Origin of the sequence: Pseudoalteromonas marina (assembly GCF_000238335.3) — a bacterium.
Classification (GTDB): Bacteria; Pseudomonadota; Gammaproteobacteria; order Enterobacterales; family Alteromonadaceae; genus Pseudoalteromonas; species Pseudoalteromonas marina.
The window spans coordinates 206,113-228,449 of sequence record NZ_AHCB03000005.1 but is presented as its reverse complement, the minus strand read 5'-3'; the positions used below and the strand labels follow the sequence as shown (position 1 = coordinate 228,449).

At 40.8% G+C, this 22,337-nt stretch carries 23 protein-coding genes and 1 riboswitch; of the genes, 7 read left to right on the top strand and 16 right to left on the bottom strand.

Going from position 1 to position 22,337, the window contains the following annotated elements; translation table 11 throughout:
• Positions 1–7: 7 nt before the first annotated feature.
• The 6 genes from PMAN_RS01045 to PMAN_RS01020 all read right to left on the bottom strand — a co-directional run bounded on the left by PMAN_RS01045 (position 8) and on the right by PMAN_RS01020 (position 5,341).
• Positions 8–799, bottom strand: a complete 792-nt coding sequence (locus PMAN_RS01045) for a thiazole synthase (protein WP_010555643.1) — start codon at positions 797–799, stop codon at positions 8–10.
• A gap of 3 nt (positions 800–802) precedes the next feature.
• Entirely contained in the window at positions 803–997 is a 195-nt protein-coding gene (thiS, locus tag PMAN_RS01040) for a sulfur carrier protein ThiS (protein WP_010555642.1), read from the bottom strand.
• A complete protein-coding gene (locus PMAN_RS01035; protein ID WP_010555641.1) occupies positions 998–2,005 on the bottom strand; it encodes an FAD-dependent oxidoreductase in 1,008 nt (335 codons plus the stop codon). It lies immediately after the preceding gene.
• Positions 2,006–2,110: 105 nt separating this feature from the next.
• Positions 2,111–4,063: a phosphomethylpyrimidine synthase ThiC gene (gene thiC / locus PMAN_RS01030; protein WP_010555640.1), complete on the bottom strand. Its 1,953-nt coding sequence runs from the start codon at positions 4,061–4,063 to the stop codon at positions 2,111–2,113.
• Positions 4,064–4,207: 144 nt separating this feature from the next.
• Positions 4,208–4,316, bottom strand: a riboswitch (TPP riboswitch).
• A gap of 100 nt (positions 4,317–4,416) precedes the next feature.
• Positions 4,417–4,815: an META domain-containing protein gene (locus PMAN_RS01025; RefSeq protein WP_010555639.1), complete on the bottom strand. Its 399-nt coding sequence runs from the start codon at positions 4,813–4,815 to the stop codon at positions 4,417–4,419.
• Between the two features lie 121 nt (positions 4,816–4,936).
• Entirely contained in the window at positions 4,937–5,341 is a 405-nt protein-coding gene (locus tag PMAN_RS01020) for an acyl-CoA thioesterase (protein ID WP_010555638.1), read from the bottom strand.
• Positions 5,342–5,470: 129 nt separating this feature from the next.
• On the opposite strand from PMAN_RS01020, the gene PMAN_RS01015 reads away from it, so the two are divergent.
• On the top strand, positions 5,471–7,588 hold the full coding sequence (locus PMAN_RS01015) for a TonB-dependent receptor (protein WP_242032448.1): 2,118 nt from the start codon (positions 5,471–5,473) through the stop codon (positions 7,586–7,588).
• Positions 7,589–7,812: 224 nt separating this feature from the next.
• On the opposite strand, the gene epmA is transcribed toward PMAN_RS01015, so the two are convergent.
• Both epmA and efp read right to left on the bottom strand, forming a co-directional pair.
• Positions 7,813–8,787, bottom strand: a complete 975-nt coding sequence (gene epmA, locus PMAN_RS01010) for an elongation factor P--(R)-beta-lysine ligase (RefSeq protein ID WP_010555636.1) — start codon at positions 8,785–8,787, stop codon at positions 7,813–7,815.
• Positions 8,788–8,876: 89 nt separating this feature from the next.
• On the bottom strand, positions 8,877–9,443 hold the full coding sequence (efp, locus tag PMAN_RS01005) for an elongation factor P (RefSeq protein ID WP_006792061.1): 567 nt from the start codon (positions 9,441–9,443) through the stop codon (positions 8,877–8,879).
• Between the two features lie 41 nt (positions 9,444–9,484).
• On the opposite strand from efp, the gene epmB reads away from it, so the two are divergent.
• Positions 9,485–10,498, top strand: a complete 1,014-nt coding sequence (gene epmB, locus PMAN_RS01000; RefSeq protein WP_010555635.1) for an EF-P beta-lysylation protein EpmB — start codon at positions 9,485–9,487, stop codon at positions 10,496–10,498.
• Between the two features lie 8 nt (positions 10,499–10,506).
• On the opposite strand, the gene PMAN_RS00995 is transcribed toward epmB, so the two are convergent.
• Positions 10,507–10,716, bottom strand: coding sequence for a hypothetical protein (locus tag PMAN_RS00995; RefSeq protein WP_006792059.1), 210 nt, complete (start codon positions 10,714–10,716; stop codon positions 10,507–10,509).
• A gap of 71 nt (positions 10,717–10,787) precedes the next feature.
• Between PMAN_RS00995 and PMAN_RS00990 the strand changes: the two genes are divergently transcribed.
• Complete coding sequence (locus PMAN_RS00990) at positions 10,788–11,078, top strand: hypothetical protein (protein WP_010555634.1); 291 nt, start codon at positions 10,788–10,790, stop codon at positions 11,076–11,078.
• Between the two features lie 40 nt (positions 11,079–11,118).
• Here the strand turns inward: PMAN_RS00990 and PMAN_RS00985 are convergent, their stop codons facing one another.
• Positions 11,119–11,610: a DUF3016 domain-containing protein gene (locus tag PMAN_RS00985; RefSeq protein ID WP_010555633.1), complete on the bottom strand. Its 492-nt coding sequence runs from the start codon at positions 11,608–11,610 to the stop codon at positions 11,119–11,121.
• A 271-nt stretch (positions 11,611–11,881) separates the two neighbouring features.
• On the opposite strand from PMAN_RS00985, the gene galE reads away from it, so the two are divergent.
• Both galE and rsuA read left to right on the top strand, forming a co-directional pair.
• A complete protein-coding gene (gene galE / locus PMAN_RS00980; protein ID WP_010555632.1) occupies positions 11,882–12,898 on the top strand; it encodes a UDP-glucose 4-epimerase GalE in 1,017 nt (338 codons plus the stop codon).
• Between the two features lie 167 nt (positions 12,899–13,065).
• Positions 13,066–13,764: a 16S rRNA pseudouridine(516) synthase RsuA gene (gene rsuA / locus PMAN_RS00975; RefSeq protein WP_010555631.1), complete on the top strand. Its 699-nt coding sequence runs from the start codon at positions 13,066–13,068 to the stop codon at positions 13,762–13,764.
• Between the two features lie 27 nt (positions 13,765–13,791).
• Here rsuA and PMAN_RS00970 read toward each other — a convergent pair whose 3' ends face one another.
• Together PMAN_RS00970 and PMAN_RS00965 are read right to left on the bottom strand one after the other, a co-directional pair.
• The gene (locus tag PMAN_RS00970; RefSeq protein WP_010555630.1) at positions 13,792–14,565 is read right to left on the bottom strand and encodes a YggN family protein; all 774 of its coding nucleotides are present in this window, start codon (positions 14,563–14,565) and stop codon (positions 13,792–13,794) included.
• A 147-nt stretch (positions 14,566–14,712) separates the two neighbouring features.
• Positions 14,713–17,142, bottom strand: a complete 2,430-nt coding sequence (locus PMAN_RS00965; RefSeq protein ID WP_010555629.1) for a zinc-dependent metalloprotease — start codon at positions 17,140–17,142, stop codon at positions 14,713–14,715.
• A gap of 154 nt (positions 17,143–17,296) precedes the next feature.
• Here PMAN_RS00965 and PMAN_RS00960 point away from each other — a divergent pair, with 154 nt between their 5' ends.
• Positions 17,297–18,265, top strand: coding sequence for a class 1 fructose-bisphosphatase (locus PMAN_RS00960; RefSeq protein WP_010555628.1), 969 nt, complete (start codon positions 17,297–17,299; stop codon positions 18,263–18,265).
• A 99-nt stretch (positions 18,266–18,364) separates the two neighbouring features.
• Here the strand turns inward: PMAN_RS00960 and PMAN_RS00955 are convergent, their stop codons facing one another.
• A complete protein-coding gene (locus tag PMAN_RS00955) occupies positions 18,365–18,691 on the bottom strand; it encodes a hypothetical protein (protein ID WP_010555627.1) in 327 nt (108 codons plus the stop codon).
• A 43-nt stretch (positions 18,692–18,734) separates the two neighbouring features.
• Here PMAN_RS00955 and PMAN_RS00950 point away from each other — a divergent pair, with 43 nt between their 5' ends.
• Complete coding sequence (locus PMAN_RS00950) at positions 18,735–19,094, top strand: DUF5522 domain-containing protein (RefSeq protein ID WP_010555626.1); 360 nt, start codon at positions 18,735–18,737, stop codon at positions 19,092–19,094.
• Between the two features lie 851 nt (positions 19,095–19,945).
• On the opposite strand, the gene PMAN_RS00945 is transcribed toward PMAN_RS00950, so the two are convergent.
• The 3 genes from PMAN_RS00945 to PMAN_RS00935 form a co-directional block, all read right to left on the bottom strand.
• Positions 19,946–20,776 carry a sulfurtransferase gene (locus tag PMAN_RS00945; protein ID WP_033035106.1) on the bottom strand — a complete coding sequence of 277 codons (831 nt, stop codon included), beginning with the start codon at positions 20,774–20,776 and terminating at the stop codon, positions 19,946–19,948.
• A gap of 79 nt (positions 20,777–20,855) precedes the next feature.
• Complete coding sequence (locus PMAN_RS00940) at positions 20,856–21,251, bottom strand: FAD synthase family protein (RefSeq protein WP_010555624.1); 396 nt, start codon at positions 21,249–21,251, stop codon at positions 20,856–20,858.
• Positions 21,248–22,315, bottom strand: coding sequence for a CDP-glycerol glycerophosphotransferase family protein (locus PMAN_RS00935; protein WP_010555623.1), 1,068 nt, complete (start codon positions 22,313–22,315; stop codon positions 21,248–21,250). The genes PMAN_RS00940 and PMAN_RS00935 overlap by 4 nt, the downstream gene beginning before the upstream one ends.
• Positions 22,316–22,337 lie beyond the last annotated feature (22 nt).

Genomic DNA, 22,337 nt, shown 5'->3' with positions numbered 1-22,337 from the left:
TATTTCCTTACTGCTGATGCCAAAACGGCATGCCCATTGTAGGTGTTGAGGGTGCTGCGAGGTCTTTTTCAGGCATTGCTTTAGCGCTATACGCAAAACGCCCTGCCTCAACCGCCGCCTTAAATGCACGGCTCATAGTTATTGGGCAACCCGCCCCAGCAATGGCTGAATTTAATAATACAGCATCATACCCTAATTCAAGCGCTTGGCAGGCATGCGACGGTAGACCTAACCCTGCATCCACAATAAGTGTTGTATTTGGTAAGCGCTCACGAATCGTTTTTAAATTGTAACTATTTAACAAGCCTTTTCCTGTACCTATTGGTGCCCCCCATGGCATAAGCACTTCGCATCCTAGGTCATTTAAACGCTGACAAAGCACTAAATCATCGGTGCAATAAGGCAGTACTTTAAACCCATCGTTAATTAGTATTTCTGTGGCTTCAAGCAAAGCAAATGGATCCGGTTGCAAGTTATAGTCATCACCTATCAGCTCAAGCTTAATCCAATCGGTAGCAAATACTTCACGACACATTTGAGCAAGGGTTACCGCTTCTTTTACGCTGTGACACCCAGCCGTATTGGGTAATATTTTTAAACCCGTATTTTTTATCAATTGCCAAAAGTCATCACCTGCTTCTGCACTTTGCTGGCGCCTTAGTGATACCGTGACAACCCCCGCACCGGACGCTTCAATTGATTGCGTCATAATATCTGGCGATGGATACAAAGCGGTGCCAATTAATAATCGGCTATTAATTGCTTCACCATAAATATTTAGCGTGTCTTTTACTTGCATGCGCTACCCACCTTGAATGGGCGATAACAATTCAATGCTATCCCCTTCATTTATAATAAAACCGTTATGCTGACTTTTTGGTATAAATACGCCATTAACAGCCACCGCATAAGGGGCAATTGCTCCATACTCTTTTAATATCTCAAGTAACGCATGAGAGGTTAAATCTAAAAGCTCACCGTTTAACGTAATCTTCATTTAATACTCACCTATGTACGATAGCGCTTGTGCAACAAGAACAGGGGCTAACATATAGCCATGACGATATAAGCCATTAATGCTAATAACATTTCCTGATTTTTTTACTTGCGGTCTGTTGTCACTAAACGCAGGGCGAAGCCCTGTTTGAACCCCTAATAAACGCCCTTCTGCAAACCCACTATGCACAGTGTAAGCTGCCGACAATAACTCTAGTGTTGAACGTACAGTGGCTGGGCCGCTGTCTTGCGATTCAATTTCAGTTGCACCAATGACATATTCATTATTAGGTTTTGGTGCAATATAAATAGGATACCGCGGATGCATTAATCGCACTGGGCGCGTTAAATTAACTTCTGGTGCATAAAGTCGCGCAACTTCACCTCTTACACCACGAAGCAGTTGCTCCTTTTTTGCGCCCAGCCCTCTGCAATCAATAATAAAATCAAACGGGCGATTATTAATTTCACCATTTTTAATAGTTACCCGCTGATTAAACACAAACTTTACTTTTCGCCTGTTAAGCATGCTGTAGCTTGCCTTATAAAAGGCCTGGTTATCTATTTGCCCTTCACAGGGTAAAAACACACCTTGGCTAAAACGATTCGCAAGTTCTGGCTCTAACTGCGCTATTTTCTGAGCATTTAAAGCCTCAGCATTGTGCCCAGCTAGTGGTTTTATTCGCTGGGTAAAGCTTTGCAGGTCGCCTTTATCTTGCTGATGTGCAACCACTAATGTGCCTTGCTGCTGAAAAAACACATCGTGTTCAAGCTCTTCTATTATTTGTGGCCAGCGATTAATCGAATCCAACCCCATTTGCGCTAAATCGGCTTCACACAATACCGACTCAGCCAATGGCGCAAGCATAGCTGCTGCAACTTTGCCTGCGCTATTGAGAGTATGTTCATCATCGGCCTCAAACACACTCACATTGTGCTGCTTACTTAGCTCAAGTGCAGCAAGCCTTCCTGCTAAACCAAATCCAACAATGGCAATATGGTACTGCATAAAAAATCCTTCATTGGCTGGCCGCGAGTCACAAACTACATGCAATCTTGTGCTAAGGTAGCCACCTCATTGCACGTAGATAGATATCCGCAGCCTAAGGTCGAGTTATATCGCTTTATGATAAATTTCAGAGCCCGTTTGCTTAAACTCCTCTGATTTAGCTTTCATTTGTGCTTCTACATCAATCATTTTAATTTCAATAGCCTCACCCGCGTTATTGGGATCAATACCACGCTCCTCTAAATCGTTAGCGTAATCGCGTACTTCTTGGCTGATTTTCATAGAGCAAAATTTAGGGCCACACATAGAGCAAAAATGAGCTACTTTGCCCGACTCTTGTGGCAGTGTTTCGTCGTGATATTCGCGGGCACGTTCAGGGTCTAAACCAATATTAAATTGGTCATGCCATCTAAACTCAAAACGCGCTTTTGACAAGGCATTATCGCGCTCTTGCGCGCCTGGGTGTCCTTTAGCTAAATCGGCGGCATGCGCTGCAATTTTGTAGGTAATTAAACCTTCTTTGACGTCTTCTTTATTTGGTAAGCCTAAATGCTCTTTTGGCGTTACATAACACAACATAGCACAGCCATACCACGCTATTTGCGCCGCTCCAATGCCCGATGTAATGTGGTCGTACCCTGGTGCAATATCGGTTGTTAGTGGGCCTAGAGTATAAAATGGCGCTTCGCCACAATGTTCTAGTTGCTCATCCATGTTGGCTTTGATCATGTGCATTGGCACATGCCCTGGCCCTTCAATAAATACTTGTACGTCATGCTTCCATGCTATTTGTGTTAGCTCGCCTAATGTACGTAACTCACTAAATTGTGCTTCATCGTTTGCATCAGCAATAGAGCCTGGGCGAAGGCCATCGCCTAATGAAAAACACACATCGTATTGTTTTAAAATTTCACAAATATCTTCAAAGTGCGTGTATAAAAAGTTCTCTTTATGGTGCGCTAAACACCATTTGGCCATAATAGAGCCACCGCGCGATACAATACCTGTAACACGTTTTGCCGTCATAGGTACGTAGCGCAAAAGCACACCGGCATGAATAGTAAAGTAGTCAACGCCCTGCTCTGCTTGTTCAATTAAGGTATCGCGGAATATTTCCCACGTTAAGTCTTCAGCTACACCGTTTACTTTTTCAAGGGCCTGATAAATAGGCACAGTACCAATGGGGACAGGCGAGTTACGTACTACCCACTCACGTGTTTCATGAATATAGCGCCCTGTTGATAAATCCATTACGGTATCGGCGCCCCAACGAGTCGACCACACCATTTTTTCTACTTCTTCTTCAATAGATGAAGTGACCGATGAATTACCTATATTAGCGTTCACTTTAACCAAAAAGTTACGGCCAACAATCATTGGTTCGGTTTCTGGATGATTGATATTGTTAGGTAAAATTGCGCGGCCACGCGCTATTTCCTCACGTACAAATTCAGGGGTTATAAAATCGGGAATACTCGCGCCAAATGACTCGCCCTTATGCTGCGCAGCTAATAACTCTTCGCGAATCTTTGCACGCCCCATATTTTCTCGTACTGCTACGTATTCCATCTCTGGCGTTACAATACCTTGGCGGGCGTAATGCATTTGTGTGACATTTTTGCCCGCTTTACCACGGCGAATTTTTGGTAGGTGATCAAATCGAATATGATCCAGTCCATCATCAGCCATACGCTGCTGTGCAAACTGCGAGGTGACCGAATCGAGTACTTCTGTATCGTTGCGCCCTGCAATCCATTGCTCACGAAATTTTGGTAACCCTTTACGTACATCTAATTCAAAATTTGGGTCAGTGTAAGGGCCCGATGTATCGTAAACACGAAGGGGCTCATTAGATTCATACACCGGATTTTCGTCGGTGCCACCAATAAACGTATCACTGAGTGTTATTTCGCGCATACCCACACGCACGCCTGGCTGGCTACCTTCAACGTACACTTTTTGAGAATTTGGAAATGGCTGCCCTGTTAAATTATAAATATATTCAGATGCAGCTGCGCGCGTTTCGCGACGCGATGATTTATTTGTAGTGTTTGACATGACTTACCTCATAACTAAAGGGTTGTCTTGTCAGATATTCCAAAAGGAATAGAGAAAGATCGTAAAGTAGCTTCATGCCACTTTGCAGCCTATAAAAATGGGTATCGCTTTATTGCACGCATAAAAAAAGACGCACAAGCGTCCCGTTTTAGGCAGCTTGTTCCCTACGCAGGTATTAACCTGATCAGGTTCACGGATCCCGCTTTCGCGATCTCAGCCTAAGCAACATACTTAGGCACTCCGACAAGTATATAAATTGTTCGTTGATTTAATAAACAATCTTATTAAATCTGCGTTGAGTGTACGCCAGTTAAAAAAGACCCGCAAGGGGTCATTTTTTAAAACTCTAAAATTTATTTAGCAACAAATACAAACTTTTGCTCGCCTTGCATAACTAATTTTTGACCTTGCATGCTAAGCGTTGCACCTTGCTTTAACGTTTTTAAAAACTGCTGTTCAAACTTATCTGTTTTTTCGCCGCAAGATTTTCGGGTCATTCCAACTTTTTGCACACTAAGGCTACTTTCGTTAAGTTCACCCTCACCAAAAAATCGGTTACATCCTGCAAATCCATTTACTTGAAGCGCTTCTATAAAGCTAACGGAGGCCGTATATTGCTCCTCTAAGGCTAAATCATCAATTGTAGATAATTGCCATTGTGTGTACTTTAGCTGCTCACTGGTAACGGTCCCTGTTGATGCGCAACCAACACATAAACCGATTACAAGCATCGGTATTGCTGCTAATTTCATACTGCTACTAACTCATTGTCTAATTAATGTCATAATAACAATATTTATGCGATTTATCCGTTAAATTTGCATGTTTTAAATGTAATTTTTTGTTCATAAAACGTTATTTATAGAATATGAGTTAGCTTAAATCATTATTGTTGAATAGGGTTTGCATTTCGGGTGGTAAAAAAGGACGCCCTTTTTCGTTAACGGCAGTACCTATTACTTTTGCTTTAAGCATCACTTGCTGGTCGTGTTTACGTACAATAGTTTGCTCAAACGCAAACTTTAAACGACTTAGACGAACGGGCTTTACAGACACATAAAACTCATCTTCTGGCACCAATGAGTGCTTGTAATCAACTTCACTACGAATCACAACTAAATTAACCTTTTGCTTAGCAAGTAATGCAAAGTCAACCCCGTTTGCAAATAGGAATTCATGGCGAGCATGTTCTAAATAATTAAAATAAACACTGTTATTAACGATCCCTTGTAAATCGCATTCGTAATGACGTACTTTAAAATCAACTTTAAAAGTCATATTAGTAATCCTAGTTTTTTTACGTATAATCGCTGCGTTATAACACAGGTATAAAAATAATTACTAGGGTCAGTTTGTCTTTTAAGATTAATACTAAAAGGTCAACAGACCCCAGCATAAGCCCCTAAAATGGAGTTAAGTAACAAAATGAACTTACGTTTGTCTTTAATCACTGCCGCACTTTTGCCGCTAATGAGTGCCCCTTTTTCAGCTAATGCTGATGATAGCGACATAGAAAAAATAGTGGTCACCGGTGACTTTCAACGAGAAACTATTCAAACTTTAAGTGCCAGTGCAAGTTTACTCAGTGAAGAAGAAATAAGCCTACGTGGTGCAAGTTACTTAGACGAAATATTAGGCAGTGCCGCTAACGTAAACTTCACTGCGGGTGCGTCTCGTGGGCGTTTTATACAAATTCGTGGCGTGGGTTTACGCTCACAATTTGTTGATCCTATTAACCCTTCGGTTGGTTTAGTTATTGATGGCATTAACTACTCTGGCCTTGGTGGCAGTTCATTATTATTTGATATTAACCAAGTAGAAATTTACCGTGGACCTCAAGGAACACGCTTTGGTGCAGACGGCATGGCCGGTATGATCCAAATGCAATCAGCTAAAGCAACTAGCGATCCGAGTTTAAAACTGCACTTTGGTGCTGGCACATACAACAGCCATGAAGCAGGCCTTGCAGCAAGTACTGGTTTGACCGACGATACAACGGCTCGTGTTAGTTACTTTCGCAGAAAATCTGACGGCTACGTAGACAACTTATACCTGAACGAGTCAACACAAAATCAAGACGAGCAAGTTGCACGCTTCAAATTAAACTCTCAGCTTACTGAAAACCTAAACACTGAGTTAAATTTTCATTATATTGATATAAACAATGGTTACGATGCCTTTACGCTCGACAATAGCCGCGACAGCGTTGCGGATGAACCAGGTCAAGATAACCAAAAAAGTTACGCGGTAGGTATTGCTAACACTTACACGGGTTTCGATAAATTTGATGTAAGCCTTAATGTTTCAGCAATCGATAGCGAGTTACTCTATAGCTACGATGAAGACTGGGTTTGTAATGATATTAACGAGCCGCAACTTTGTGCTGCAGGCTTACACCCTTGGGGTTATAGCTCTACTGATATTTACAATCGCGATCGCGATGATCAATCAGCTAACTTACAGTTTAACGATAAAACTGGTAACTGGGTTGCGGGTCTTTATTATCAAAACCGCGATGTTGATTTAGAGCGCCAATACACGTGGCTTGCAAGCCCATTTGCCTCTACTTATGAAACCAGCAATATTGCATTGTATGGCCAAGTAGCAACCCCTATTGGCCCAAAAACCACCTTAATAACAGGCCTACGTGTTGAGCAATACCAAGGTGATTACACCGACAGTAACGGTTTTATACAAGAAACCGACGATGTTATGCTCGGTGGTAAAGTTGCGCTTGAGTATCAAGTAATAGATCGCACTATGATCTACGCAAGTATTACGCGTGGTTACAAAGCCGGTGGTATTAACTCTGAAGCGCTTGCAAAAGCAAAAGATGAAGGCCTAAACCTAGACGCTAACTTTTTTCAACAGCACACCAGCTTCGACCCTGAATACTTATGGAGCGGTGAGTTTGGAGTTAAAGGATCATCACTCGATGATGCTTTAACACTTCGCCTTGCGGCATTTTATATGCACCGCGACGACATACAGTTAAAAGCATGGCAAGTTGAAGGCCAGCAGTTTACAGGCTACGTTGATAACGCAAGCTCTGGTAGTAACTACGGCCTTGAAATTGAAGGTAACTACCGACTCACCGACAACCTATTATTAACCGGTAGCGCTGGTTACTTAGACACAGAAATAGATAACTTTGTAACGCAATCTGGTTTAAACCAAGATGGCCGTGAACAAGCCCAATCGCCTAAGTACCAATATGCATTTACTGCACGCTATAATTTTACCAATGCTTTCTATGCCATGGTTGGTATTGAAGGGAAAGACGATTACTACTTCTCAGACAGCCATAACTCAAAAGCGCCTAACAGCAACTTAGTTAACTTAAGCTTTGGTTACGACGCTGACATGTGGTCAGTTCGTGCATGGGCACGCAATGTGTTTGATGAAGCTGTGCCGACGCGTGGTTTTGAGTTCGGTAACGACCCACTTGATGGCTACGAAACGCATACCTACACACAATTAGGTGAGCCAAGAGTAGCGGGTATAACGTTTACGTTAGAGCTGTAAGTTCTCAGTTGTCAGTTGTCAGTTGTCAGTTGTCAGTTGTCAGTTAAAGATTAGAAAACACCGCGCTTAATTAAAGCGCGGTGTTTTTATTTAAGACGTCGAGCTTGCTCACATGTGAAACAACGCTTCTAATTAATTTAAGCTAAGTATGACCGATATAATCAAACAACCTTTCAAAGCTTCGCTTTAACGCGCCAGCAAGCTGTGCGCTTATAGGGCTAGTATCAGGCTCTATCTACATCAAAGGCAATTACATCTTTAATTCTGTCTTTGTTAGTTGCGAGCATTACCAGCCTATCAATCCCCAATGCTACGCCTGAACATTGCGGTAAACCGTGCTCCAATGCTGCAATTAAACGGGTATCCATCGGAACTTGATTTAAACCGTGCGCTTCACGATACTGGTTATCTTCATCAAAGCGTTTTGCTTGTTCTGTTGCGTTGGTTAGCTCATTAAAGCCATTCGCAAGCTCCATATTTTTATAATAGAATTCAAAACGACCAGCGACTCGCTCATCGTGCTCACAGATTTGCGCTAATGCCGCTTGGGATGCTGGAAAGTGATAAACAAAACAGGGTTTAATTTGGCCAATGCTTGGCTCTACTTTCATACAAAATAACAGCTGTAGCAAGGTATCTTTGTGAGTTTCGTTTTTAGCTATGTCAGCAAAGCCATGCTCACAAGCACGCGCCTTAAGTTGCTCTAAAGATGCTGTCAATGGATCTAGGCCTAATACTTGTTTAAATGCATCCTGATAAGTAATACGCGTTGCTGGCTCAACATTAAGTACACACTGCATTAGCTCATCCATTTCATCCATCAATGCAAATTCGTCAAACCCAGGACGATACCACTCAAGCATAGTGAACTCAGGATTATGATGGCTGCCCGCCTCTTCATTTCTAAATGCTTTGCAAAGCTGAAAAATAGAACCTGAGCCCGCCGCTAACAAGCGCTTCATTGCAAACTCGGGGGATGTTTGTAAATAAAGCGGCAAACCATCAGCATGCCCAGGGCCCATAAATGAAGTATTAAAACTTGCTAAGTGAACGTCAGTAACACTCGCTGCACTTAAGCTCGGTGTTTCTACTTCCATTACATCTCGCGCGTAAAAAAATTCACGAATCGTGCGTAAAATATCTGCGCGTTGTTTTAATGTTTTTATATCTGCGCTGGGCGCCCAAAGTGTTGATGACATATTTTCTCCAAAAAAAATCCCAGCTTAGGCTGGGATTTATACCTCCCCCCTTACTTAAGTGGGTTGGTATTATTAAGCTGCGTTAAATATTACTTAACACGGCCTACGTATTCACCACTGCGGGTGTCTACTTTAATTACTTCGCCAATTTGAACGAATAATGGAACGCGTACTACCGCACCCGTGCTAAGCGTTGCTGGTTTACCACCCGTGCCCGCTGTATCACCTTTTAGGCCAGGATCTGTTTCAGTGATCTCAAGCTCTACAAAGTTTGGTGGAGTAACTGCAATTGGGCTGCCATTCCATAGTGTGATAGTACATACATCGTTTTCAACTAACCACTTGCCAGCATCGCCTAATGCTTTCTCGTCAGCAGCAATTTGCTCAAATGTTTCGTTATTCATGAAATGCCAAAATTCACCGTCTGTGTATAGGTACGCTAAGTCCGTATCCATTACATCAGCACCCTCAACCGATTCACCTGATTTAAAGGTTTTTTCAAGTACCTTGCCAGAAATAAGCTTACGGATACGAACACGGTTAAACGCTTGGCCTTTACCAGGTTTTACCATTTCATTTTCTAAGATACTGCAAGGCTCGCCGTCCATCATAATTTTTAGGCCGCCCTTGAACTCGTTGGTGCTATAATTCGCCATCGTTTCCTCTATTTTAATTTTTTCGAGTAATCTACGTGCCAATGATACAAAGAAATGAAGCAAATTTGCATAAAAACTGGCAAAAAGAATTAGCAAATGTAGTTACCTGTCCAAAAACCTTGCTTGAAATGGTTGGTTTATCGAGCCAAGTCCATGAAAACGACCTAAAAGCTCGCAGTTTATTTCCAGTACGGGTGCCAGTGCCCTTTATAAAAAAAATGCGCAAAGGTGATGCAAACGATCCTCTTTTACTGCAAGTTATGCCTCGTCATCAAGAGTTTTTAAAAAAATCGGGGTTTAATAAAGATCCTTTGCTTGAGCAAGACAACGATCAACCTGGGATTTTACATAAGTATAAATCGCGTGTTTTAGTTATGTTTAAAACCGGTTGCGCGGTAAATTGTCGATATTGTTTTAGACGTCATTTTCCGTATCAAGAAAACCAACTTAATAAAAAAAGCCTACTAGATGCGCTGAGCTACATAAAGTCAGATATCAATATAAACGAAGTGATCTTAAGTGGTGGCGACCCGCTAATGGCAAAAGACGATGCCATTAGCTGGTTTTTAGATGAGCTTGAAAAATTACCACAAATAAAACGTATGCGAATACACAGCCGTTTGCCTGTCGTAATACCTGCGAGAATTACCGACGAGCTATGTGCCCGCTTACAAAAATCACCGCTAAAAATTGTATTTATAAACCATATAAATCACGCCAACGAAATAGATGATGAGTTTAAAGCCGCAATGCAAAAGCTTAAGCATGCAGGCGTTATGCTATTAAACCAAGCGGTTATTTTAAAAGACGTGAACGATACGGTTGACGCACAAATAAATTTAAGTGAAGCGTTATTTGATGCCGACGTGCTGCCATATTATTTGTATTTGCTAGATAAAGTTGAAGGCGCAAGTCACTTTGATATTGACGAGGAGCAAGCGATAAAAATAATGGCAGAGCTTTTAAAAGCTCTGCCCGGATTTTTAGTGCCTAAATTAGTAAGAGAAATAGGCGGTCAAAAAAGTAAAACCCCTATCGATCTCAAACTCATTTAGAACGACATTTAAACGTATACGTTTATGTTATTACCAAGTGTAGCAGTCACCGATTTAGCCGGTGTTTGCGCACTTGATGATTGCGCAGCACCTTCAATTAGTGCAAGCGCAGCTGCGCCGTCAGCCTGTTGCTGTTTTTTAGCCAAAGAAGCGCTGTAAACTTCACCGCTTTCGCTAGCCCCTGACATAACGGGTAAACTTGAACCTGATATATTCATATTACTAACCTGACTTTTAAATGTAATCCACGTATTATATCGGCCATGCAGTACAAAGCTTTAGGAAAACCATGGATTCTATAATTGAACAACTCAACGCTAACTTAAAAATTGTTTATCGTCAGGCACTTGATGCCGACAAAAAACTAGACGAATTACAACAACAAGGCCATGGTAAATTTAAAGCCTTATTTGGAAAAGACGCTGGTTTCGACTTTGAAGCAAAGCGTTTCAAACCCTATGTACTAGACGTTGCAGCCGACGTAGAAAGTTTATCAAACGATGGCTTTAACGAAGAAAAGTTAAAAACGACCGTCATTAAATTACAACAGTTACTCACTTTACTTGCCACGTTTAAATAACCAAAGTTAATCACTTGCCGCTCTTAAGCGGCAAGTTAACTCAATCAATACTTGTTAATACTTGTTCGCCAAACCACTCTGTGAGTAATCTTTTTTCGTGGTCAAATGACTCCTCTCGGCCTCTTCTTATCCTATCCATAAAGCCCATGTCTTTAAGTTCAACATCGTTTGCTTCACTTATTACATCGCCTTCTTGATTAACTAACGAATAGTTCAGATTAATACGTGGGAAAAAAATAGGTTCAACAACGCGAATTTCACTTGTGCCACTAAAACGTACATCACCAGCTAAATCGATATCTGTAATTTCGACATTCAGCTTATAATCTTTTGGTAGTTGCTCAGCAAGCTTGGAAAAATGTTTTTCAAACTGCTTAGTAATTTGCTTATGGTAAGACGCTTTAGTTTGGTTTGATGCACGCACATCGCGATAGTCTTTAAAGTCATGCCACTTAACTGCAGACTCGCCAGCATTTGTGAATAGTGGCAATACAACACACAGTGCCATCGAAATTTTAGTAACTGAGTTCATAGCTATCTCCAAACAGTAATCCATAACACAATGTATATGGTTTGACTTTGTTGCTTACCTTAATTAAATAACTCTAACAGATATATATTAACTATAACTTAATCATAGTTGTTAAATGTAATTATAAACGAACAAAATGTAATCTGATGTACCTTTTAAAACTACTTTAAATCATCTTCTTTGCAAACTAAAAATTAAATATAAAGCATGTAAACTATGCCATTTTATGTTGAAATTAAAACAATTGAATAAAGAACCCTACGGAGCTTTCATGACTATTTTAGTAACCGGTGGCGCAGGCTATATTGGCTCGCATACTGTTTTAGAACTTTTGCAACAAGGAAGTAATGTTGTTGTTATAGATAATTTAGCAAATTCATCGCAAGAGTCTCTGGCTCGCGTTAAACAAATTACGGGTAAAGAAGTAACTTTTTATCAAGGTGACATCCTCGATAAAGCTTTTTTAGATTCAGTATTTGCAAAGCATACCGTTAACAGTGTTATTCATTTTGCAGGCTTAAAGTCAGTTGGCGAATCGGTTGCTAAACCAATAGAGTATTATCAAAATAATGTGCAGGGCACATTAACTTTGGTTGATGCTATGCGAGATGCGGGCGTATTTAAGTTAGTGTTTAGCTCATCTGCCACCGTTTACGGTGACCCAGCCAGTTTACCGATTAAAGAAGACTTCCCAGTGGGTGGCACAACTAACCCATACGGTACGTCAAAGTTAATGGTTGAAATGATGCTGCAAGATATAGCTAAATCTGACGAGCGCTTTGCGTTTGCTATTTTGCGTTACTTTAATCCAGTAGGTGCTCACGAATCGGGCCTAATTGGTGAAGATCCTAATGGCATTCCTAATAATTTATTACCCTTCATTGCTCAAGTAGCAGTGGGTAAACTCAAGCAGTTAGCCGTATTTGGTGATGATTACGACACCATTGATGGCACAGGCGTGCGCGACTACATTCACGTTGTAGATTTAGCTATTGGCCACTTAAAAGCGCTTGATAAAATAGCTACAAATACGGGTGCACTTGTATATAACCTTGGTACGGGTAATGGCTATTCTGTTCTGCAAATGGTTAATGCATTTATTAAAGCGAGTAACCAAGCCGTGCCTTATCAAGTATCGCCTCGTCGCCCTGGCGATATTGCTGCCTGTTACGCCGCACCAGAAAAAGCCCTTAATGAGCTGGGCTGGGAAGCTAAACGCGGAATCGATGAAATGATGCAAGACACGTGGCGTTGGCAGTCAAATAACCCAAACGGCTACAGTAAGTAAAGCGACGACCAAGTAGTAAAACGCTCATTAATATTATAAAAAGTACGTTTAACTCAACGTGCTTTTTTATTGGGTGGAACGTAGTTTTACCGCATAGTGCACTGTCATGGTATTTCACTATCGGCTATAATCGCGGCCATTGTAGCCGACTAAAAATGTGAACCAAAATGAAATTCCCTTGCCGCTTAGATAAATTTATTAGCCACTTAGCAGAAGTACCGCGCACGCAAGCTCGCGCCAGTATTAAGCGTAAAGAAGTAAGCGTAAATGGTGAGTTGATCACAGCACATAACTTTCAGTTAGCAAAAGACGATGCCGTATTACATAACGGTGAGCCATTAGTATTTTTAGGTAAACGTTATTTTATGCTAAATAAGCCTGTTGGCTATGTGTGCGCAAATAGTGACGACTTACACAAAACCGTGTTTGATCTGCTTGATGAGCCAAATATGAGTGACTTTCATGTGGCTGGCCGATTAGATATTGACACAACAGGCTTAGTCATTATCACTAACGATGGCGACTGGTCACATAAAATTACCTCACCACGCAGTAATAAATTTAAAACATACCTAGTTGAAACCCAAGAACCAATTACCGACGAAGCGCTTGAGCAATTACGCGAAGGCGTTATGCTACATAATGAAAAAGATGCCACACGCCCCGCTATTGCTGAGCGCTTAGCTAATTACGGTTTACGCTTATCAATTAGTGAAGGAAAGTACCATCAGGTAAAGCGCATGCTTTATGCCGTGGATAACAAAGTGGTTGAATTACACCGTGAGCAAATTGCGGGTATTACGTTAGATGAAAACTTAGCGCCAGGCGAATACCGCTTGTTAACCGAGGATGAGATAAAACTATAGGGCGGTCTGATAAAGAACCACTTTCCCTTACGATTTAATTTGCACTAAATCAAAGTCTGCCATGCCCGGTACAATCGCTTGTAAGCGAGATTCAGTGACATCTAACGTGTTAAGGTATTCGCAATATTCTGACGCTTTTAGCTCTAATTGGTCTGCTTTTTTTTGCAATGACTTATCAATCTCTTTCGTGATGATATCCATGCGTTGACCCATATCGTTAATGCGATCCTCAATATTGCCTTCACGCGATTTAAACGCATCCCCTAAAGACACTAAAATAGCACCTAACGAGCCATGAACCGCCGAGTGGATTTTTTGGCTTATTTCTTTTGTAAAAAAGTCATCAATTTGAGAAAGTGATTGCGGAGCTATAAAAAAAAAGTCGTCGCCTCGCTTAAACTTATCCATCAACGCGCGTTCTACGTATTGCAGTTGGGTTTTAAGTACTTCAGGCTCTTTATCCGACATGCCTTCAACCACCTGCTCAATAGCACTCAGCCCTAAATTAACACCGTCGGTGGCTAAATTTACAAGCTCGGGTACTGTTTGGCGAATACCTTGGCTAAATTGCTCGAGCACTTTGCTTTCATCTTCACCTAAATCAACCCAGTACCCACGAATAAACAGCTGGTTATTGTTGTTAATTTGTACTCGTGTTTGGCCTTTATCAACAATACGTATTACGTCATCGGTAATAATTAGACCATGTCTGAGTTCAACATCACACGGTTTTTGAGCAAAGGCAGCGATACTTGAAAGTGCAATGGGCAGCGATAAAATCGCACGAGATAAAAACGCCATATACACCTCAAAAAGACAAAAAATGGAAGGCAAGTAGGTTAACAAAAAACCAATTTTATGCAAGAAAAAACAGCGATCGATACTATCGAAGCGCTGCTTATAAAGGCGTTTAAAGCTCAGGGCGTGTTAACCTGCGCCCTTATAAAATTAAATGGGTGAACCTGGCGGTATAGGTAGAACCTTAAAGTTATTAGGCCACTCTCCATTAGCTAAAAAGTGTTTTACCTGCACCGCTAGGTATTGCTTAAATGCGCTTTCACCGGTGCTTGTATTACTCAGCATCGTGTTTTGATTAAAGTCATCACTTAACTTAACTAAGTAAAAACGAAGTTGCGCTTGTACCTCTGGGCTTACATTATTATTTGCCACTAAGTCAGCAAACGTTTTTGCTGTTAAAAACTGTATACGCTGGGTTATTTTGCCTTTCATTGTGTCGGGCGACGATACATTATAAACATGGCTATACAACTGCTTTAATAACGCATCTAAACTGTAAAACTGGTTATTACGGGCTTGTTGTTGCGCTAAACGATTTAAGCGCTGTGGATTAAGCAACAACGATAAACTATGCTGCACTGCCACCTCTGGTAAAGCCATTGCATCAAGTGTTAACCCTGTACGCCCCACTACGCTTTCGCGCGATTTAGACTCACCATATGCTTTTGGCGGAATCAACGATAATACCGATTCAGGTATAACTAAATTTTTGGCAGTAAGCGTTGCTAAAATGGCATTAACTGCATCTTGTTGCACTTGCTTATCAACAACCTGAGCGCCTTGGACTGGCTCATCACCGCGTGTTTCATATTCGTAATTTACACCTGCAATTAACTTAACCACAGACTCAACTTGAAAACGATGAAATAAATAAAGTGGTACAAGCTTTTCTTCTAACTGAGATAGCGCAACACCCAACTTAATATTATTAATACCAAACTGCGAGAGTGCCTTTTTACGAACATCTAAAACGCGTAAAAGCTCTTCTGATGGATTAGCGCCGTTATCCCATAAGTGAGCAGTTGGATGAGCGCCCCCTTTAGCTCGCGCGTCAGAGTCTGAAATAAACGCTAGCCCTTTGGCTTTATTCTCTTTTAAAATTGCTGCCAGCTCTGCGTTTTCATCTTGATTAGTAAAGTCGCTATAACCGTATTTAATTACCTGGGTATCCCACACGCCCATACCTGTTGCATAGCCTCGTGTTACATCAAGCTTGCCTTGTTCATTAAAGCTCAATAATGGGTGCGGGTAATCCATTACTGAGGCTCTATCACTTACTGATGCCGCAAAGTTATGGGCAATACCTAATGTATGGCCAATTTCATGGGCACTTAACTGGCGAATACGATCAAGCGCCATAGCGTGTAAGTTTTTAGCAACTTCATCGCCTTTAAAATAAGGAGCAGCCAGCGCTTCTGCAATTAAAATATCTTGGCGAACGCGAAGCGATCCCAGCGTCACATGGCCTTTTAATATTTCACCGGTACGCGGATCAATAACTGAGCTTCCGTATGACCAGCCACGTGTTGCCCTATGCACCCACTGAATCACGTTGTAACGAATATCCATCGGGTCAACATTGGTTGGTAATACTTTAACAATAAACGCGTTTTTATAACCTGCAGCGCTAAATGCATCATTCCACCACTTACCGCCTTCTAGTAAGGCGCTTTTAACTGGCTCGGGTACACCGGGATCTAAATAATAAACAATAGGTTCAACCGGCTCGCTAATAGGTAAGCTCGGATCTTTTTTTGCTAAACGGTGACGCGGTATATAACGAACATACATCGACTCGCCTAAAGGCGCTGCGTAATCTTTGTGTTCAATGCTCCAAAATCCCGATTGCGGGTTAAATTTACGTGGTATGTAATTATCATCAGGTAATTCAATAAGTGAATGGTGCATATGCACGGTAACAGTGTATGGGTCGGCGCTAACTTGGCGCACAAACTCACCCGGCTTTGCGCCTTTAAATGTAAGCACGGCTTCAAGTTCGGTGTTTTTTAAAAAAGCTTTTGAGCGCGCCATGTAAACCGCACTTCGTGATTCATCAAGGTTAAAATTACCCTGCTTGCTGGCAGCTAATGTACGGCTTACCCCATGTACATCGCTCAATAAATAAGGCGTGTAATCAATAAGTGCAGTACTTTTATCCTCTGCAACCACTTTAAAGCCCGCCAATATACTTGACGCAAATGCCTCTTTAATACTTTGCTGCTCGGCTTTGTTATTAGTGTTAGCACGGTAGTAAGTATTTACAGCACGCAGCATGACTTTATCGCCAAAGCGCTCAAACTGTACCAAATGCGTGTTGCCAAGCTGACCTCTATCAAGTCCAATGTCGTTTGAGCCAATCCCGTATGGCAAGCTTTGTTGCAGTAAAAACTGCTGCTCAAACTTATCTACTTTTAAATATACCTTACCGTTTTGGGTATCGTAAAAAAACGAGTAGTAGCCCGGAAAGTGGTTCATTTGTGTAGTAAATTCATCAATGGACTTAATTGCTGCGTGCGCTTGAGTTATGATAGAGCACAGCACAGTAAAGAATATGTAACTTAGTAGTGGTATTTTTTTCATAATCTTATCTTTGTTATTGGCGTTTTAGGTACGATTAGGTGCCCCCATTATAGGGCGGTATTTAAACAATACAGGTATTTAAGACGAAATTCAGCGCTCTAAACTAATCTCTCTCACATTATGATTGGTTTTAACACGTTATCAGGAAAATAGAATGCGTAGACTCCCTCCAGTATTACTTGAAGATGGTTGCCCAAGAGAACTTTTATCGTTAATCCGAACTATTTTAGCGGCATGTAAAGAAATATCGTTTCGTGTTGGCCAAGGTGCGCTTTCTGGCGTATTGGGCTCAACACTTGATGAAAACATTCAAGGTGAAACTCAAAAAAAGCTCGATGTATTATCTAATCAGCTACTAAAAGATATTTTACTGGAGTCGGGCACCGTTAAAGCCATTGCCTCTGAAGAAGAAGACTACACCGTTGCAGGAAACCCTGACGCTAAATATATTGTGGCATTTGACCCACTTGATGGTTCGTCAAACACCGATATTAACTCGCTGGTAGGGACTATATTTTCAATTATGGAAGCGCCTGAAGGCTCAGATGCAGCAGACGAAATTATTTTTATGCAACCTGGCCACAAGCAAGTTGCGGCAGGTTATGTACTCTATGGCCCATCAACGATGTTGGCGCTTAGTACAGGTAAAGGCACACGTATGTTCACCCTTGATAAAACCCAAGGGAGCTTTTTACTAACAGAGGACTTTGCCACTATACCTGCTGATACTAACGAGTTTGCAATTAATGCGTCTAACCAGCGTCATTGGCAACCCGCAATGCAAAACTACATAAATGATTTACTACAAGGCGAGGCCGGCCCGCGCGCTAAAAACTTTAATATGCGCTGGATTGCTGCCATGGTAGGCGATGTTCATCGCGTACTAAGCCGAGGCGGTGTATTTACTTACCCAACTGATACTAAAGATCCTAATAAACCTAATAAATTGCGCCTGCTTTACGAAGCAAACCCAATGGCTATGCTAGTAGAACAAGCCGGTGGTATTGCCTCAACAGGGTCTGAACGTATTATGGATATTCAGCCAGACGCTATCCACCAGCGTGTAGCGGTTATTTTAGGATCTAAAAACGAAGTAGAAACCTGCTTGGGATATCACAAGTAACCACGTTGTCAGTTGTCAGTTGTCAGTTGTCAGTTGTCAGTTGTCAAAAAATACTAAAACCGCATTTAATTTAAATGCGGTTTTAAGTTAACCTAAACTTTAATCCTTTAACAATGCCAGTATTTTTTCAAGCTTTTGGTGATCAAGCTCGCCCATTTGCTCGCTATTACTAAGCGCATAAATAACGCCCTCGTGTTCAGCGCAATCAACGTCTTCTCGTGACTCAATAACGTTAGCCCAAAGCTCTAAGTCATCTAAATCTATTTCACCACTCAAACAGCGTTTAATTACACCAACTAATACGTCAGTTTTTAATGTGTATAAGGGCGCTTGACTATATGCAGGCGTTGACACAATAACCGATATTGCATCGTCTCTTTGTGCGGAAAACGTAATAAATTCTGCTAAGGCTTTTTGTATATTCATAATATTTGTTATTCTTGGCGCTCTTCTGTTGATAAGAACTAAAATGACTCAAACAAACTGCAGCCAATGTAATACAGTACTTAACTGTAATGTAAATAATATAACCGCATGTTGGTGTAACCAGTTACCTGCTATTTTACCCCTAGACGCAGCTGCAACAAGCTGTTTGTGCCAAACCTGTACACTCAATAAAATTAATCACTACCTTGAAGAGCTATATACCCAACCAATTAAAGATCAAATTGCGTTTGCAAAAGCATTTAAAGGAAACGATAACTTAATTGAAGAACTCGACTACACCATGCAAAATGGCAACATGGTATTTAGTAAGTGGTTTTTTTTAAAGCGAGGAACCTGCTGTAAAAATGGCTGTAAAAACTGCCCTTATGGATACAAGCTGTAAAAAGTTTCAAAGTGAATAAAACATTATTATCACCACAGAGAAGACAAGGAGCAGTGCAGGAGAAGTAATTTTAAAACCAATCAAACGTTACGCTCTACTCAGTGTAGCGCGCAGCGCCTCGGTGCGCTCGGTGGTAATTAAATGCTATTAAGTAATACAACAAAAAGTGACTTATTCACCACAGAGAAAACAAGGAGTAGTGCAGGAGAAGTAATTTTAAAACCAATCAACCGTTACGCTCTACTCAGTGTAGCGCGCAGCGCCTCGGTGCGCTCGGTGGTAATTAAATGCTATTAAGTAATACAACAAAAAGTGACTTATTCACCACAGAGAAAACAAGGAGTAGTGCAGGAGAAGTAATTTTAAAACCAATCAACCGTTACGCTCTACTCAGTGTAGCGCGCAGCGCCTCGGTGCGCTCGGTGGTAATTAAATGCTATTAAGTAATACAACAAAAAGTGACTTATTCACCACAGAGAAAACAAGGAGTAGTGCAGGAGAAGTAATTTTAAAACCAATCAACCGTTACGCTCTACTCAGTGTAGCGCGCAGCGCCTCGGTGCGCTCGGTGGTAATTAAATGCTATTAAGTAATACAACAAAAAGTGACTTATTCACCACAGAGAAGACAAGGAGCAGTGCAGGAGAAGTAATTTTAAAACCAATCAACCGTTACGCTCTACTCAGTGTAGCGCGCAGCGCCTCGGTGCGCTCGGTGGTAATTAACATTTAAAGTTACCCACACGTAGGCGTGAAGCTTGCTCACGCAAAGGTTGTTAATGTGACTATGTATAAATTAAACGTGCCAGCAAGCAAGGCGCCTACAAAAATTGCTTGTTATGGTATTTTCACTTATACATCTTTGGTGATAGGCAACGAGTTACTTGCGCCCCACTCACTCCAAGAACCGTCATAAACACTTAAGTTTTTATAACCACATTCATCAGCAAATAAAGCTAAAATACACGCTGTAATACCAGATCCACAACTAAATTGAAGATACTGTGCATTGCCTACAGCGTTCTCAAATTTTATCTTTATTTCTTCAAAAGCTTTAGCCTCACCATCAGTTAATAAATCTAAAAAAGGCAATGAACGGCTTTGTGGTATATGCCCACCTCGCATGCCTTTTCGAGGTTCACTCTCTTCGCCAGTAAAGCGCTTATAGGCACGCGCATCTAATAATACCGTATTGGTATTATCTATTGCGGCTAATACCTGCTGGCTGCCAATAAAATAGCTTGGGTTATAACTTGCTTCAAAATTACCACACATTAAAGCCTCACTATAACCTTGCTGCACTGCATAGCCACACGCTAACCACTTTTTAAAGCCGCCACTTAATACTTTTACATTGTGGTGGCCCATAGCTTTTAGCATCCACCAGGCCCTTGCAGCACTAAATAAGCCTTCATCTTCATAAACAACAATAAACGAATCGTGGTTTACGCCCGCCTGCTGCATAACCTGTGTAAACTGCTGTGCATTACACATTGTACTTGGTAGCGGGTTTAATTTATCTGCCAGATCATTTTTTATATCAAACCGCTTTGCGTTTGGCAGCATAGCTTCAGGCTTATAAGATCCTAAAACACCAGGGCGAAGCATACCCGCATCAAACAAAACTAGAGCAGGGTCGTTGAGCCTTTTTTGTAATTGTTGGCAGGTTATTAGATTTTTGATTTGATACCCTTTTAATAATGAGGCTTATGGGGTTTTAACATTAATTAAAATATTACTGAATTATCGCTCTTCTAAGTTTTTATGAAGGATTACGAACTACTTCAATTATTTCAGTGGTTGAAATGGAAGGTGTTCTGGTTAAGTATTGTACGTCACATAACGTTTTAAAGTTATCGAATTTACCAGCCCAATCGTCCCCCATTACTAATAAATCTGCATCATGTTCTTTTATATAGTCCCCTTTGAGTTCTAAAGAGTGCTCTATAAAAATTTCATCAACACAGCGTAGAGAACTAATTATTTTAACCCTATCGCTTTCACTGTAGACAGGAGCTCTACCCTTTTTTTGCATGTTGAGTGCATCTGATGATATGCCAACAATTAAATAATCACCCAAAGATTTAGCGCGTTCTAGAATGTTAATATGACCGACATGCACAATATCAAAGGTACCAAATGTAATAACTCGTTTCATTCATAACTCTCTAAGTAATTAACTATACGGTCAGCGCAATTTCCATCTATTTTTCCTGCAAGCTGCTCAATAATTTTTTTACGGTTAAATCTAAATTCTTCAGACTCCGAGCCACACAACTGAACTGCAGATACAACATCCCTGAACTGTTCAGCCCTTTGACAAATTTTGTGAAAATAATTTATGTCCTCATCAAGCCGTGCCTTAAAACGATAAGAAAATATACCTCTATAATTCCATCGTAACTTGTAAAAGTCACACCATACAACAGGCTTATCCAGAGCTGCAAACTCAAATATAGCAGACGACGCGTCTGATAACATTATGTCCGCAATGGCTAAAAAAGGCGTTAAGTTAAATTCACTTTCGCTTGTTAAATAAACATTATTATATTTTTGCCAACGCATAATTTTATTTTTTTGTTTTTTATAACGAGGTTTAGACAAACTAAAAAAATGCGGTTTTATAATAATATTATAATCAGGAAAACACGCTGGAAAATCATCGCTCATACACTCAATAGAGCTAGGATAAAAAGTGGGGGCATATAAAAGTGTTGGCTTATTCTTATCTAAACCCAAGCTAGCCAAGTCAACTTTTTCGACTGAGTTGTTAATAATTGGATCTAATTTCGCATAGCCGCTATCAACAAAATTACCGTTTGGATATAAGTTTTTTAATCGTTTTAAACGATGCTCACCTTCAACAAAGCGAACGGTAGTCGTTGTGTTTGATACATCGTAATAGCAGCTTTTTGGACCTATGCCATGCTGCATTAATACACTTTTATTATTGAGCTTATCAACGTCTAAAAACGCATTGCCAAACACAACCCAATCACATTCAACACCCCGATAAAAATCTAATGTATTTGATTTATCTTCCAACCAAATTGCTTTTATTGAATGTTCAACGGCGAAGGTCTCGCAAATATCTATAAATTGTTTTTCTTGAGATCTATAAAATACTAATGCGCACTGATGGCCTCTATGTGATAATTTTTCAATTACAGGTATATATTGAGGTAAATAATAAATATGCTGGACGTCGAAATATACAAACATGAAAAATATACAATAAAGTAAC